The sequence below is a fragment of the Streptomyces sp. NPDC012835 genome, assembly GCF_042900885.1.
In the GTDB taxonomy this organism is placed as follows: domain Bacteria; phylum Actinomycetota; class Actinomycetes; order Streptomycetales; family Streptomycetaceae; genus Streptomyces.
The window spans coordinates 264,757-278,340 of sequence record NZ_JBIBBW010000003.1; the positions used below are offsets into that span (position 1 = coordinate 264,757).

A 13,584-nucleotide genomic window follows, 5' to 3' on the forward strand; every position below is an offset into this window, starting at 1 on the left:
AGAAGGGAACACATTGAAATCCAGAAGAATGAGCCGTAAGCGGAGCCGTGTCGGCATAGTCACGGTCGCGGCGGCCTCGGTGCTCGCCGGCCTCGCGCTGCCCAGCTGGAGCGCGGGCGCGGCGGTGGTCGACGACCCGAAGGTGGACGCGGCGACCAAGGCGACGTTCCAGCAGCTGGCCGACGCGGTCTTCGCCGACCGCACGCAGGCCCTCGTGGGCGAGGCCAGGAGCGGCCAGCAGAAGCGGACGCCGCAGCGGACGTCCGACTTCACCGGACGGGTACGGCTGTCCGGAGCGCAGTCGCGCGAGGAGAGCTCGACGCTCGACGAGCTGCGCACCCGCAAGTCCCGGCTGGCGCGTCTCGGCGAGAAGTACAGCGGCGCCACCACCAGCGTCACCCTGGACGCCACCAGCGTGAAGGGCCGGCGCGCCACGGTCGCCGTCACCGAGACCACGAAGCTCACGTACGAGAAGGCCAAGGGCGACGCGCCCAAGGCCACCGGCTTCCAGGCCCACCACGAGCTGACCTTCCAGGCCGACCGCAAGGGCGCCTGGCAGCTCACCGGGGTCCAGGAGACCGACGACGGCTACCTCGCGGTGAACCAGGTCGCCACGCCGCCGTCCGTGCCCGCGCCGGCCGATGCCGCCACCGCCGCCGACGACATGCCGTCGGCGCCTCGCGCGGCCATCACGCAGCCCGCGCCGGCCAAGCCGAAGAACCTCACGGCGAGCGGGTACGACTACAACGCCATGGTCGCCTACGCGACGAAGTACTGGAGCAAGTACAACCCGGAGTACCCCTCCTTCGACGGCGCCGGAGCCGGTGGCGACTGCACCAACTTCGTCAGCCAGGCCCTGAAGGCGGGCGGCTGGAAGCACGTCCCCGGATACACGACGGACGTCACCAAGTGGTTCGGCAACTCCGAGATCCAGTCGTACTCCTTCATCGGGGTCAACGAGTTCTCCTGGTTCGCCCTGAATTCCCAGCGGACCACCAGCCTCGCCAACGTCTACCAGATGGACATCGGTGACGTGCTGCAGCTGGACTTCGACAAGGACGGGTCCAAGGACCACTCCATGATCGTCACCAACCGCAGCCAGCAGGGCGTGCCGTACCTCACGTACCACTCCACCAACACCTACAACAGGTCGGTGGCCAGCCTCATCGCGTCGTACCCGAACGCGGCGTACTACGCCTACCGCACCTGACCGGCGCCCCACGCGAGCGGGACCGGGACCCGGCCACGGCCCGCTGTCCCAGGTGATCGGCCGGGACCGGCTCAGCCTCCGGTGATCACCGCTCGCGAGGACGTGCCTACCTGACTCACTCGCAGGTGGGCACGTCCGGGGCGTCGTGGTCGCGGAGCACCGGCCTCGCGCCGTCCGCCGCGCTCATGTCCTCCCGCGCGCCTCACTCGCCGGAATCAGTGACCTCGTCCGCCCTGCCCGGTGACCCCCGGCGGCTCAGGCACCCCAGGACCCGGGAAACGGTCGGCCTCCGCCCGGTCCCCCGCGCCACCAGCTCGTGCGATGAGAGGTGCGGACGCGGCGGCGCATCCCATGAGGGTGACGCCGCTGGGGGTCTCCGCGGTCCGGTCCGGGCTGCCGCCGCCGGCTCCCCCGGCCGTCGTCCCTCAACTGCGGGCCCGCGCACGGCGCGAGACCACCGCGCGCAGCACGCGCTGCCCCTCGGTGGACAGTTCCATGGCCCGGCGCAGTCCGGCGGGCCCCTCGGTCTCGGCCAGGATCTCCAGGATGCTGATCTGCCGCCGGAGTTCGCCGGCGACCAGCGGGCCGACGCCGTCGCCGCCCTCGGCACCCTCCACCGCGTCCGGCACGGCCGCCGCGTCCTCGCGGCAGCGGGCCAGCCGCTCGGCCGCGGCGGCGTCGCCGCTCGTGTCGCCCACGGCGTCGAGCTTCTGGTGGATCTCCAGCGCGACGACGGAGCAGGTGTCGGCCCAGGTGCGCAGTTGCCGGGCCGCCCACTGCTCGGGGGCGGACGCGAGCAGGGTCCCGACGAGTACGGCGGTGACGTCGGGGGCGGTCGGGTCGGGGGCGGCGCCGGTCGCGGTCCGTGCCGCCACGGCCTCGTCGAGGGCGAGCCGGGTGGCGGCCAGCCGGCCGGCCCACTCCTGTCCGCCGCCGCCGATGCCCGCCCACAGTGGCCGGAAGACATCGCTCCCGGCCTCCTGGACCGGCAGCGGCAGGCAGCGTTCGAGGCAGGCCAGCCCGCTCGCGGCGAGACCTCGCTCGTCGGCTGCGTCGATCAGCTTCACCAGACTCATGCGCACGTCTCCTGTCGCGGACGCGTACCGGCCAGTACGTACCGGTACTACCCCCTACTGCGCCAAAGGACCGGAAAACGTCACCCGTTCATCGCGCGTAGACCGCCGCGCGGGCCCGCCCCCGGGCCGTCACACCTCGCCCCGGGGGGACGACACGAGGAGGCACCGCGCCCTCGGCCGCGGTGCCTCCGTACAGGGGCCGGTCCCCTCGGCCGGTCCCCTCAGCCGGTCCCCGCCGTCTTCGCGTCCAGCGCCTTGAACTCGCTCCAGCTCAGCGTCGGCTTCGCCGGGTTCCAGGTCTTCTCGGCCGTCGCCGCCAGCGGCAGCCTGATCCCGGCCGCCACCTGGTCCTGGGTCTGCGCGTTGGGGAAGTCGCCCCAGATCGCGAACATCCCGCCCTGGATCTGCCCCTGGTGGGCCGTCGGCACCGGCTTCGTGCCGCGCAGCACCAGCGGGGTCCACTGCTGGTAGATCCGCCGGCCGTCCGGATAGACGAAGGTGTTGGGCTGCCCGAGCACGTAGTAGAGGTACTCGTCGTTGAGGTTCAGGACCTTGCGCCCCTCGTCGAGATACTCCTGCGGCGGTCGCGCGCCCAGCTCCTTGCCGGTCCAGTACTGCACCTCGAAGGCGGGGTCGGCCTTGACGACGCCGCCCTTGAAGAGTCCGTCGTTCCAGACCTTGAACTTCTTGTCGAACGACTTCAGCGCCGCCGCCCGGTCGTTCGTCCACGCGGTCGTCAGGTCCTGGACCCGCGCGCCGGAGCCGTACTTGCTCGCCGCGGCCCGCGCGAGCTGCGGATACGACGCCTCCGGATCGCGCACGACCAGCGCCTGGTACTCGTCAGCGCCGAGGTTCCAGTACCGCCCGGGGAAGAGACCGGCGAACTCGCGGTCCAGCTCGTCCACGAGCTTGGCCGAGGCGTCCTTCGAGATGTCGATCGCGCCCTGGGTGGCCACGCCGTTCGCATTGCGCAGCTGGAGATCCGGGTGGGCCTTGAGCACGGCGCCGAGGTGTCCCGGCGAGTCGATCTCCGGGACGACGGTGATGTGCAGCTGGTCCGCGAGCGCCAGGATCCGGCGGACATCGGCCTGGGACAGATGCTGCGCGGAGACGATCTCGGGATGGCTGGTGGACTCGATGCGGAAGCCCTGGTCGTCGGAGAAGTGCAGCCCCAGCATGTTCATCTTGAGGTCGGCCATCTCGCGCATCCGGGCCTCGATCCAGTCCGGCGTGTAGTACTTCCGCGCGATGTCGAGGTTGAGTCCGCGCTGCTGACGGGCCGGTTCGTCCCGTACGACGCCCTCCGGCACGGTGCCGTCGGCCCGTACGGACTGCTTCAGCGTGCGCGTCCCGTAGAAGACCCCGGCCTGGTCGGGGCCGCTGATCCGGACCCGCCCGTCGCGCGTGGTCAGGGTGTACGACTCGGCCGCGCCGGAGCCGCTCCTGAGCGCCAGCTCCACATCGCCCGCGCGGGCGGCGGCGGTGCCCCGGTAGGCGATCTTCAGCTCCCGCGAGAGCAGCTTCCCCTCGTCGGCGAGTCCCTCGCTGCCCCGGGCGATGACGACGCCGCTGTTCGCGCCGGGCCGCCAGCCGGGGCCGCGCGCCGCCTCGTGGGTGCGTACGGAGGGTATGGAGCGCGGGGTGGTGGAGAGCGGATACGTCCGAGTGGGTGACGGGGAGGCCGAGGCGCTCGCCGCCGAGTCCGCGCCGGTGGCCCTCCCCGACCGGGCGCCGTCCGAGGATCCGTCGTTGTTGCCCCCCGAGCCGCAGGCCGCGACCGTCGTGGCGGTGACCAGCACGACGACCGCGCCGGTTATCCGGGCCCCCGGAGATGACCTCATCACGTAAACCTCCCATGTGCGAAAACCGCACGACATGTACGTACGTACCGGCCTGCTCCCCGCCGCTCCACCGGTATGTCCACTGCCGGCGCGTCCGCCGCCGTGTACGGCGAAAGCGTGACGCGACTACGGCGAAGGTCCCACGCCGGCGGCCGTCCCGCGCGCCGAAACTCTCCCATCCGGGTGAAGAACGGGGGTGGGGACGGTGCAGGAGCGGCCCTCCCCTTCCGACCGCCGACAGGGTGTACGGCGGATCCGTCCCGGTTGCTCAACCGCCCCGCGCCCCTGACCCCGGCCCCGGGGCCCCTCCGCCCCCTCCGGTCCCGTGGTCACCTCGTTTCCCACCTCATCATTTTTCTCACCCGACCGGACCCTTCACGCAACCGTCACGCCCGTCCGCACGTCTGCTCCTACGCCTCCGTCGCCCGTATCCCCCGAACCACCGCGTTTCCGCCCGCCTCAGTCCGCGTTCGAGGAGCCCCCGCTGTCCCGCGCACCCACCGCCGGCCCCCCGCACGGGCTCCGGCGCTTCAACACCGCTCCGCGGACCGTCATCGAGCCCGCGCTGCTCGCCTGTCTCGGCAGCGGCCGCTGGGCCCGGCGGATCGCCGCGCACCGCCCGTACCCCGATCCGGACTCGCTGCTCGCGGCGTCCGACGAGGCGGGTTACGACCTCTCCTTCAGCGATCTGGCGGAGGCGCTCGCCGCCGAGTCGCCCGCCGCGCCGCCGCCCGGCGCCCCGGCCGCCGCCACGACCGCGCTGCGCGCCGCGCACGCCGCGTACGAGAGCCGCTTCGGCCACGCCTTCGTGATCGGCCCGGCCGGCCTGCGGCCCGAGGAGTCCCTCGATCACATCCTGGCCGCCATCAGGACGCGGCTCGGTCACGATCCCGACCACGAGCGGTCGGTCTCCGCCGACGAGCTGCGCCGACTCGCCCGGAGCCGCCTCACCCGGCTGATCCAGGACCCGCCCCGGCTGGTGGGACGGCAGCCCGGTCCGGGGGCGGACTTCCCCGGCTGCCCGGGTAGCCCGTCCGTGGCCGTTTGATTGCCTGTTTGATCACACCTGGGGACCCGGCGCGAACGAACCGACAACTCGTCGCTACGATGGCCGGGGCCGGTGGACCGTACCCGGCCGGGCGCGACCGACACCACTGTGCTTGCTTGAGTAGAAGATGGCGGCCGGCCCCGATCCCCGCTCCCGGAGGGTTTTTCCGTGCCGGCTGGAACGCTGTACCGCGGCCGGGAAGGAATGTGGTCGTGGGTGGCTCATCGAGTCACCGGCGTGCTCATCTTTTTCTTCCTGTTCGTACACGTGCTCGACACTGCTCTCGTCCGTGTCTCACCCGAGGCGTACGACGATGTCGTGGCGACCTACAAGACACCGGTCGTCGCGCTGCTCGAGTACGGCCTCGTGGCCGCCATTCTCTTCCACGCGCTCAACGGCCTGCGGGTCATCGCCGTGGACTTCTGGTCCAAGGGCCCCCGCTACCAGAAGCAGATGCTCTGGTCCGCCGTGGGCATCTGGATCGTCCTGATGGTGGGCGCCCTCTACCCCGTGCTCGGCCATGCCGTACGCGAAGTCTTCGGGAGCTGAGAGACCGCATGTCCACTGACACCACGTCTTCCGCGATCAGTCCCGTCGAGGGCGCGAGCCTGTACGACGCCGACTTCCCCGCGCCGGTCATCGAGCCGCCGCGCAAGCGCACCGCCAAGACCCCCAAGACGACCCGGGGCAACTTCGAGATGGCCGCGTGGCTGTTCATGCGGCTGTCCGGCGTCGTGCTGGTCGTCCTGGTCATCGGCCACCTGCTCATCCAGCTCGTGCTGGACGGCGGCGTCTCCAAGATCGGCTTCGCCTTCGTGGCCGGCCGCTGGGCGTCCCCGTTCTGGCAGGTCTGGGACCTGGCGATGCTGTGGCTGGCGATGCTGCACGGCGGCAACGGCCTCCGCACGATCATCAACGACTACGCGGAGCGCACCAACACGCGCCTGTGGCTCAAGGGCCTGCTGTACACCGCCACGGTGTTCACCATCCTTCTCGGCTCGCTGGTGATCTTCACCTTCGACCCGAACATCCGCTAAAGCCGGGGCTGACGAGACTTCATGAAGATCCATAAGTACGACACCGTCATCGTCGGCGCCGGTGGCGCCGGTATGCGCGCGGCCATCGAGTCGACCAAGCGCAGCCGTACCGCCGTGCTGACGAAGCTGTACCCCACCCGCTCCCACACGGGCGCCGCGCAGGGCGGCATGGCCGCCGCGCTCGCCAACGTGGAGGAGGACAACTGGGAGTGGCACACCTTCGACACGATCAAGGGCGGTGACTACCTGGTCGACCAGGACGCCGCCGAGATCCTGGCGAAGGAGGCCATCGACGCGGTCCTCGACCTGGAGAAGATGGGCCTGCCGTTCAACCGCACCCCGGACGGCACCATCGACCAGCGCCGCTTCGGCGGGCACTCCCGCAACCACGGCGAGGCGCCGGTCCGCAGGTCCTGCTACGCGGCGGACCGCACCGGCCACATGATCCTCCAGACGCTGTACCAGAACTGCGTCAAGGAGGGCGTGGAGTTCTTCAACGAGTTCTACGTCCTCGACCAGCTGATCGCCGAGGTCGACGGGGTCAAGAAGTCCGCCGGTGTGGTCGCCTACGAGCTGGCCACCGGCGAGATCCACGTCTTCCAGGCGAAGGCCGTCATCTACGCGTCCGGCGGCACCGGCAAGTTCTTCAAGGTGACCTCGAACGCGCACACCCTGACCGGTGACGGCCAGGCCGCGTGCTACCGGCGCGGGCTGCCCCTGGAGGACATGGAGTTCTTCCAGTTCCACCCGACGGGCATCTGGCGCATGGGCATCCTGCTGACGGAGGGCGCCCGCGGTGAGGGCGGCATCCTCCGCAACAAGGACGGCGAGCGCTTCATGGAGAAGTACGCGCCCGTCATGAAGGACCTCGCCTCCCGCGACGTCGTCTCGCGCTCCATCTACACGGAGATCCGCGAGGGCCGCGGCTGCGGCCCCGAGGGCGACCACGTCTACCTCGACCTCACGCACCTGCCGCCGGAGCAGCTGGACGCCAAGCTGCCCGACATCACCGAGTTCGCGCGGACGTACCTGGGCATCGAGCCGTACACGGACCCGATCCCGATCCAGCCGACCGCGCACTACGCCATGGGCGGTATCCCCACCAACGTCCAGGGTGAGGTCCTCGCGGACAACACCACGGTCGTGCCCGGCCTGTACGCGGCCGGCGAGGTGGCGTGCGTCTCGGTGCACGGCGCCAACCGGCTCGGCACCAACTCGCTGCTGGACATCAACGTCTTCGGCCGCAGGTCCGGCATCGCCGCCGCCGAGTACTCCGCGGCCAACGACTACGTCGAGCTGCCCGAGAACCCGGCCGAGCTGGTCGAGGCCCAGGTGGAGCGGCTGCGCAACTCCACGGGCAAGGAGCGGGTCGCCGAGCTGCGCCTGGAGCTCCAGGAGTGCATGGACGCCAATGTGATGGTGTTCCGCACCGAGCAGACGATCAAGACGGCCGTCGAGAAGATCGGTGAGCTGCGCGAGCGCTACCTGAACGTGTCCGTCCAGGACAAGGGCCGGCGCTTCAACACGGACCTGCTGGAAGCCATCGAGCTGGGCAACCTGCTCGACCTGGCCGAGGTCATGGCCGTGTCCGCGCTCGCCCGCAAGGAGTCCCGCGGCGGTCACTACCGCGAGGACTTCCCGAACCGCGACGACGTCAACTTCATGCGCCACACCATGGCGTACCGCGAGGTGGGCGACGACGGTGCCGAGTCGATCAGGCTCGACTACAAGCCGGTCGTCCAGACCCGCTACCAGCCGATGGAGCGTAAGTACTGATGGCTACCCCGACGACCATGGACAAGCTGGCGACACTGGAGGCGGACTCCACCTCTTCGCACCTCATCGCGGTCACCTTCCGGATCCGGCGCTTCAACCCCGAGGTCTCGGACGAGGTCCAGTGGCAGGACTTCCGGATCGACATCGATCCCAAGGAGCGTGTCCTCGACGCCCTCCACAAGATCAAGTGGGACGTCGACGGCTCGCTCACCTTCCGGCGCTCCTGCGCGCACGGCATCTGCGGCTCCGACGCGATGCGGATCAACGGCCGCAACCGGCTGGCGTGCAAGACGCTGATCAAGGACCTCGTCACGCTGGACAAGGACGGGACGGTCAGCAAGCCGGTCACGGTCGAGCCCATCAAGGGGCTCACGGTCCTCAAGGACCTGATCGTCGACATGGACCCGTTCTTCCAGGCGTACCGCGACGTGATGCCGTTCCTGGTCACCAGCGGGAACGAGCCGACCCGTGAGCGGCTCCAGTCCGCCGAGGACCGCGAGCGCTTCGACGACACCACCAAGTGCATCCTGTGCGCGGCGTGCACGTCGTCCTGCCCGGTGTTCTGGAACGACGGCCAGTACTTCGGTCCGGCCGCGATCGTCAACGCGCACCGCTTCATCTTCGACTCGCGCGACGAGGCCGGGGAGCAGCGCCTGGAGATCCTCAACGACAAGGACGGTGTGTGGCGCTGCCGCACCACGTTCAACTGCACGGACGCCTGCCCGCGCGGTATCGAGGTCACGAAGGCCATCCAGGAGGTCAAGCGCGCGCTGATCACGCGTCGCTTCTGACGGTACGGCCGCTCGCGGCCGGGGGCCCGCTTCCGTAGGTACGGAAGCGGGCCCCCGCTGTGTCAGGATCGGAGCGCCGACAGTATCGGGAGAGCGGGGAGAGAGATGAGCGAGCCGAATCCGTACGGGAAGATCGACGGCGGGTACAACTGGGGGCCGCCGGACGGGGCGACACCGTCCAGGCCGGCCGGCGCGCCGTCGGGGCCCCCGCCCGGGACCCCTGAGTACGACTTCCCGCCCCCGACGCTCGCCGACGGAGCGCCCGGCGGCGCGGGAACCCCGCCTTACGGTCACCCCGCCACACCGCCCGGCTACGGATATCCGCAGGCGGGACCCGCGTACGCGGAGCAGCTGCCGGTGCCGATGGGCGTGGGCGGCGGTGCGCCGGTGCTGGCGATCGGTGACATCACGGTGGTGGGCGACCGGGTCGTCACCCCCTCGGGGACGATCCCGCTGCGGGGGGCGGTGTGGAACGCCACGGACATGTCCCGCACGGAGGAGCGTATTCCGCCGGTCGCGATCGTGCTGGCGATCGTCTTCGCGCTGCTGTGCCTGGTCGGTCTGCTCTTCCTCCTGATGAAGGAGAAGAGGACGACCGGCTTCATCCAGATCACGGTCACCGGCGGCGGCAGGCACCACGCGACGATGGTCCCGGCGGATCACCCGGACGCCTTCCAGCGGGTCATGGGCCAGGTCAACTACGGGCGTTCGCTCAGCGCCATGTGAGCGGGACGGCGGAGACGGCCGTCGGCGTGGCCGGCGCGAGGCCGGCTTCGACGACCGGCCGCGCCACGTCGTCCATCACGCCGTAACGGTGGCGGGCCCTCGCCCGGCCGTCCCGGCTTCGCCCGGCCGCGCATGTCCCGGCCGGGCGCCCCCGGCTCACCGGGCCGGCCGGGGCGCGTCCGGCGGTCAACTCCCGCTCTCCCAACCGCCGTCCGGGCCCGGTACGTCGGGAATCTCCTCGTCCGGGCGGCACTTGGGGCCGCCGCACTGGCAGGGCGGCCACGCGCGCGACAGGGTCGGCGCCGGCTCGGCCGGCCGCACCGGCGCGTCCTCCCCGTCCCACCGGGCCGCCCACTGATCGCCCCAGTCCGGCGCGGTGTCCGGTCCCCACGCGCGCATGAAGTCCCGCAGCTCCGGGGTCGGTTCCTCGCGCGGCATGATCAGGGTGCCGTCCGAGCCGAACGTCCCGGTCAGGAGCGACAGCCACCAACGCGCCTCGCTGCCTCCCGTCATACGACCGGCTCCCCTGCCCGGTGCCGTAACCGGCCCGGCAACTCGGCGAGGGGGAGCGACCCGTCCGGGGCATCCGTCCCCGTATCGGTGGTTCGGTCACACATGGGAGATGTACCTTCCGTTATCCCGTACTCGCTTTCCGTGTCCAGTCTCGGTGTCCGCGAGCACATACACCAGGCATCGGGCCATGACATGGCGTTGGTCATGACGGAGGAATACGCAGATGACGGCAGAGACCAGCGCGCCGGACCCCACTTCCTCGCTTCTCGCCTTCTTCGGCAGCGAGCTGAGGCGTATCCGTACGGTCTCCGGGGTCTCCCAGGACGAGGCGGCGGCCCGCGCCCACACCACGCAGTCGATGATCAGCAAGGTCGAGGCGGCCAAGCGGGTACCGTCCGAGGACCTCGCCTGCGATCTGGACCTGGCCTTCGGCACCGACGGGCATTTCGGGCGGCTGTATCCGCTCGTCATCACGTACGCGTACCCGTCGTGGTTCCTGCCGTTCGTCGAACTCGAACGCGAGGCCACGGCGATGCGGGTGTTCGAGAGTCAGATCATTCCGGGGCTCTTACAGACGGAGGACTACGCGCGCGCCATGCTGCACGCGGTACGGCCGGAGAATCTGGACGGGCTCATCGCCGCGCGGATGACCCGCCAGGAGGTGTTCGAACGGCAGTCGCCTCCCCGTACCTGGTTCGTCATGGACGAGAATGTGCTGCTCCGGCAGATCGGCGGCCCCGCCGTCATGCGTCTCCAGCTCGCGCGCCTGCTCCAGCAGGGGCGGGACCCGCGCTGCGTGATCCAGGTCGTCCCCCGCACGGTGCCCGCCCATGCCGGGCTCGCCGGCCCCTTCACCGTGCTGAGTTTCGAGGAAGGGGCCGACGTGCTCTTCGTCGACGGCTTCTCCCAGGGCCGCATGGTCCTGGACACGCACGAGATCGCCAACGCCACATACTCCTTCGACCTGCTGCGGGCGGTGGCTCTCTCACCCGAGGAGTCCGCCGGCCTGATCCGCGGGCATCTGGAAGGACTGCGCCGATGATCGGCACGGAATCGCTCTCCGTCGCGTGGCGGAGCAGCAGTTACAGCACCAATGGCGCCAACTGCATAGAGGTGAACGACACGTTCGCGCGCTCGGTTCCGGTCCGTGACTCCAAGAACCCGGCCGGGCCCGCGCTCGTCTTCCCGCTGTGGGCCTTCTCGTCGTTCATCCGGGCCGTTCAGCGCGGCGAGTTCATAGCCTCCTGAGACCGCCCCTCCTGCTCGGGCTCGGCCCGGCCCGGCGGATGCCTCGCGGTCCCCCGCCCGCGCACACCCCGGAAACGCCCGCGCGCGCCGGCCGGCGTGGGTTCGCCGGACGGCGCGCGCGGCGCGGTCGTGGGTGCCGGTACGGTCAGAGCTGGCCGGAGGCGGCGATGGTGATCTTGGCGCTGGTCGCGCCGGAGCGCGAGCCGTAGCCCTCGATCTTCTTGACGAGGGCCAGGCTCTCCTCGTCGGCGACCTCGCCGAACACGACGTGCTTGCCGTCGAGCCAGTCCGTCACGATGGTGGTGATGAAGAACTGCGAGCCGTTGGTGTTCGGGCCCGCGTTGGCCATCGAGAGCTGGCCGGGCTTGGTGTGCTTGAGCTGGAAGTTCTCATCGGCGAACTTCTCGCCGTAGATGCTCTTGCCGCCCGTGCCGTTGCCGCGGGTGAAGTCGCCGCCCTGAAGCATGAAGTCGGGGATGACCCGGTGGAAGGAGGACCCGGCGTAGCCGAAGCCCTTCTCGCCGGTGGCCAGCGCGCGGAAGTTCTCGGCCGTCTTGGGGACGACGTCCTCGAAGAGGTTGAAGGTGATCCGCCCGGCGGGCGCGTCGTCAATGGTGATGTCGAAGTAGACCTGAATCGTCATATCACCATCCTGACATTCGCCTCGGCGGACGCGTCCGCGCCCCCTCTCCCACGCCCGCGCCGCCCGCCCTGCCGCGTGCCGCCGCGCGCGACCCGCGACGGCCGCCCCCGCCGGGCACGGGTCACCGGGGGTCCTCGGTGGGGCCGGGGCGGGTACGGGCGTGGTCGGCCGCCGCCAGCAGAGCGGCGTACTGCATTCCGGCGAGGGTGGCGATCGGGATGGGGTCGCCGGTCGCCGGCTCCGCCTCGTCCTCCCAGACGGTGTAGGTGGCCAGCAGCTCGCGGTGGGCCGCGCGGACCGGCGGGGTGGCGGTGCCGGCGGCGAGTTCCGCTTCGAGGGCGCGCAGCAGCATGCCCCCGAACCGGATGCGGAAGCTGTGCACGGACGCCCGGCAGCCGTACCGCTCGGCGACGGTGGCGGGCCGGTTCGCCAGGCCCTCGGCGCGCTCCGCCTCCAGGGCGGCCACCTTGGTGAGCGAGGGGACGAAGTCCTGGACCGACCGGAGGAACGGGGTGGGTACGGCGAGATGCGGTGCGGCGGCGTCGAGGACGGCGCCCAGGAACTCGCCGGTCTCGCGCAGTCCCTCGGCGCGGCGGCGGACGAGGTCGGCGTATCCCTCGGTGGTGAGGGTGTCGTCGTCGGCCTCGGGGTGGGACCAGTGCGGGACCTCGGTGACGAAGTAGAAGGTGCCGTACTTCTCGGCGTAGGCGGCGCTGGACGCGCCGCCGATCTCGGCGGCCGGGTCGGCGCCGAGGCTTTCGAGGTAGTCGTAGGCGTCCCGCATGTCGATGGCGCCGAAGACGGCGGGTGCGTAGCGGGGGGTGTGCGGGGTTTCGGGTTCGCCGGTGGAGAGCGGGACGCAGACGGCGGCGGGGACGGCGGCGAGCAGCTCGTACAGCTCGGGGGCCGGGCGGTTGAGGTAGTAGTAGACGCCGCCCGCCTCGCTGTTGTGCAGGGTGGTCAGGAAGCGCGGCCGGGTGGCGTCGATCAGCCGCATCAGCGCGAGGGTCTCCGGCAGGACGCGGTCGAAGTAGGCGTCCTTGTAGGCGAACGGGAAGGTCCACTCGACCTGTTCCCGGCCCGCCGGACGGTAGAAGTGGCGTCCGTAGAGCCGCTTGTCGGTGGGGTGGGCGTACCAGCCCTCGTTGAGCCGGGCGCCGTCCGGGTCGACGCAGGGCACGATGTGCCAGGCGCCGCCGAAGTGGGTGCGCAGGGCGTCGTCCTCGCACAGGGTGGTGGCGAGGTGGAGTGCGGTCACGGCGCCGACGGGCTCGTTGGGGTGGACCCCGCCGACGACGACGTAGTCGGGGCTGTCCGTGGAGTCGCTCCGGCCGTCGGCGGGGGTGTCCCGCACGGTGAAGCAGTAGAGCGGTTCGCCGAGGGTGGAGGTGCCGATCCGCTCCTCGGTGACCAGCGCGGGGTGGCGTCCGGCCAGCGCGCGGAAGGCCGCCAGCAGGTCGTCCACGGCCGGGTACGCGGAGGTCGGGGGGACGGTCGTGGTGCGCCGTACCCAGCTGTCGGGGACGGCTGAGGTCGGCGCGGGGGCCGGGGCCTGGGCGGGGGTCACTGTCGCCATGGGATGCGGGTCTCCGGAGTTGCGGGTGGAACGGGGGCACCGGCCTCGGTCCCGGTGGGAATCCGTGTCGGAGCAAAGGTACGGAACATTCGGCGGAGG

Annotated in this window: 14 protein-coding genes; 9 read left to right on the top strand and 5 right to left on the bottom strand. The window is 70.9% G+C overall.

Annotated elements, in window-relative coordinates:
* The first annotated feature begins 28 nt into the window (after positions 1-28).
* Positions 29-1,210, top strand: a complete 1,182-nt coding sequence (locus tag ACFY6S_RS14475) for an amidase domain-containing protein (protein WP_388815835.1) — start codon at positions 29-31, stop codon at positions 1,208-1,210.
* A 425-nt stretch (positions 1,211-1,635) separates the two neighbouring features.
* Here the strand turns inward: ACFY6S_RS14475 and ACFY6S_RS14480 are convergent, their stop codons facing one another.
* Entirely contained in the window at positions 1,636-2,286 is a 651-nt protein-coding gene (locus ACFY6S_RS14480; protein WP_388815838.1) for a hypothetical protein, read from the bottom strand.
* A 221-nt stretch (positions 2,287-2,507) separates the two neighbouring features.
* Positions 2,508-4,127, bottom strand: a complete 1,620-nt coding sequence (locus tag ACFY6S_RS14485; protein ID WP_388815841.1) for a glycoside hydrolase family 20 protein — start codon at positions 4,125-4,127, stop codon at positions 2,508-2,510.
* Between the two features lie 325 nt (positions 4,128-4,452).
* Between ACFY6S_RS14485 and ACFY6S_RS14490 the strand changes: the two genes are divergently transcribed.
* From ACFY6S_RS14490 to ACFY6S_RS14515, 6 genes are all read left to right on the top strand, one after another.
* Positions 4,453-5,175 carry a 2-oxo-4-hydroxy-4-carboxy-5-ureidoimidazoline decarboxylase gene (locus ACFY6S_RS14490; RefSeq protein ID WP_388815844.1) on the top strand — a complete coding sequence of 241 codons (723 nt, stop codon included), beginning with the start codon at positions 4,453-4,455 and terminating at the stop codon, positions 5,173-5,175.
* A gap of 168 nt (positions 5,176-5,343) precedes the next feature.
* Positions 5,344-5,724 (top strand): succinate dehydrogenase, cytochrome b556 subunit, encoded by a 381-nt coding sequence (sdhC, locus tag ACFY6S_RS14495; RefSeq protein ID WP_114626872.1) that lies wholly within the window; start codon positions 5,344-5,346, stop codon positions 5,722-5,724.
* Positions 5,725-5,732: 8 nt separating this feature from the next.
* Positions 5,733-6,212: a succinate dehydrogenase hydrophobic membrane anchor subunit gene (locus tag ACFY6S_RS14500; protein WP_388815847.1), complete on the top strand. Its 480-nt coding sequence runs from the start codon at positions 5,733-5,735 to the stop codon at positions 6,210-6,212.
* Positions 6,213-6,233: 21 nt separating this feature from the next.
* Positions 6,234-7,988 (top strand): succinate dehydrogenase flavoprotein subunit, encoded by a 1,755-nt coding sequence (gene sdhA / locus ACFY6S_RS14505; protein ID WP_388815850.1) that lies wholly within the window; start codon positions 6,234-6,236, stop codon positions 7,986-7,988.
* Positions 7,988-8,779, top strand: a complete 792-nt coding sequence (locus tag ACFY6S_RS14510; RefSeq protein WP_388815853.1) for a succinate dehydrogenase iron-sulfur subunit — start codon at positions 7,988-7,990, stop codon at positions 8,777-8,779. The genes sdhA and ACFY6S_RS14510 overlap by 1 nt, the downstream gene beginning before the upstream one ends.
* Positions 8,780-8,884: 105 nt before the next feature.
* Complete coding sequence (locus ACFY6S_RS14515; RefSeq protein WP_388815856.1) at positions 8,885-9,505, top strand: hypothetical protein; 621 nt, start codon at positions 8,885-8,887, stop codon at positions 9,503-9,505.
* Positions 9,506-9,691: 186 nt separating this feature from the next.
* Here ACFY6S_RS14515 and ACFY6S_RS14520 read toward each other — a convergent pair whose 3' ends face one another.
* Positions 9,692-10,018, bottom strand: coding sequence for a hypothetical protein (locus ACFY6S_RS14520; RefSeq protein ID WP_388815859.1), 327 nt, complete (start codon positions 10,016-10,018; stop codon positions 9,692-9,694).
* Between the two features lie 223 nt (positions 10,019-10,241).
* Between ACFY6S_RS14520 and ACFY6S_RS14525 the strand changes: the two genes are divergently transcribed.
* Together ACFY6S_RS14525 and ACFY6S_RS14530 are read left to right on the top strand one after the other, a co-directional pair.
* A complete protein-coding gene (locus ACFY6S_RS14525) occupies positions 10,242-11,060 on the top strand; it encodes a helix-turn-helix domain-containing protein (protein ID WP_388815862.1) in 819 nt (272 codons plus the stop codon).
* Positions 11,057-11,266: a DUF397 domain-containing protein gene (locus tag ACFY6S_RS14530; protein ID WP_388815865.1), complete on the top strand. Its 210-nt coding sequence runs from the start codon at positions 11,057-11,059 to the stop codon at positions 11,264-11,266. Before ACFY6S_RS14525 ends, ACFY6S_RS14530 begins: the two co-directional genes overlap by 4 nt.
* A 145-nt stretch (positions 11,267-11,411) precedes the next feature.
* Here the strand turns inward: ACFY6S_RS14530 and ACFY6S_RS14535 are convergent, their stop codons facing one another.
* Together ACFY6S_RS14535 and ACFY6S_RS14540 are read right to left on the bottom strand one after the other, a co-directional pair.
* Positions 11,412-11,909: a peptidylprolyl isomerase gene (locus tag ACFY6S_RS14535; protein WP_388815868.1), complete on the bottom strand. Its 498-nt coding sequence runs from the start codon at positions 11,907-11,909 to the stop codon at positions 11,412-11,414.
* A 121-nt stretch (positions 11,910-12,030) separates the two neighbouring features.
* Positions 12,031-13,485, bottom strand: a complete 1,455-nt coding sequence (locus ACFY6S_RS14540; RefSeq protein WP_388815871.1) for a M14 family zinc carboxypeptidase — start codon at positions 13,483-13,485, stop codon at positions 12,031-12,033.
* Between the last annotated feature and the right edge of the window lie 99 nt (positions 13,486-13,584).

Excerpts from the sequence above, each read along its gene's own strand:
- ACFY6S_RS14475 (WP_388815835.1), top strand. The coding sequence starts at position 29 with ATGAGCCGTAAGCGGAGCCGTGTCGGCATAGTCACGGTCGCGGCGGCC.
- ACFY6S_RS14480 (WP_388815838.1), bottom strand. The coding sequence starts at position 2,286 with ATGAGTCTGGTGAAGCTGATCGACGCAGCCGACGAGCGAGGTCTCGCC.
- ACFY6S_RS14485 (WP_388815841.1), bottom strand. The coding sequence starts at position 4,127 with ATGAGGTCATCTCCGGGGGCCCGGATAACCGGCGCGGTCGTCGTGCTG.
- ACFY6S_RS14500 (WP_388815847.1), top strand. The coding sequence starts at position 5,733 with ATGTCCACTGACACCACGTCTTCCGCGATCAGTCCCGTCGAGGGCGCG.
- sdhA (WP_388815850.1), top strand. The coding sequence starts at position 6,234 with ATGAAGATCCATAAGTACGACACCGTCATCGTCGGCGCCGGTGGCGCC.
- ACFY6S_RS14510 (WP_388815853.1), top strand. The coding sequence starts at position 7,988 with ATGGCTACCCCGACGACCATGGACAAGCTGGCGACACTGGAGGCGGAC.
- ACFY6S_RS14515 (WP_388815856.1), top strand. The coding sequence starts at position 8,885 with ATGAGCGAGCCGAATCCGTACGGGAAGATCGACGGCGGGTACAACTGG.
- ACFY6S_RS14520 (WP_388815859.1), bottom strand. The coding sequence starts at position 10,018 with ATGACGGGAGGCAGCGAGGCGCGTTGGTGGCTGTCGCTCCTGACCGGG.
- ACFY6S_RS14525 (WP_388815862.1), top strand. The coding sequence starts at position 10,242 with ATGACGGCAGAGACCAGCGCGCCGGACCCCACTTCCTCGCTTCTCGCC.
- ACFY6S_RS14530 (WP_388815865.1), top strand. The coding sequence starts at position 11,057 with ATGATCGGCACGGAATCGCTCTCCGTCGCGTGGCGGAGCAGCAGTTAC.
- ACFY6S_RS14535 (WP_388815868.1), bottom strand. The coding sequence starts at position 11,909 with ATGACGATTCAGGTCTACTTCGACATCACCATTGACGACGCGCCCGCC.
- ACFY6S_RS14540 (WP_388815871.1), bottom strand. The coding sequence starts at position 13,485 with ATGGCGACAGTGACCCCCGCCCAGGCCCCGGCCCCCGCGCCGACCTCA.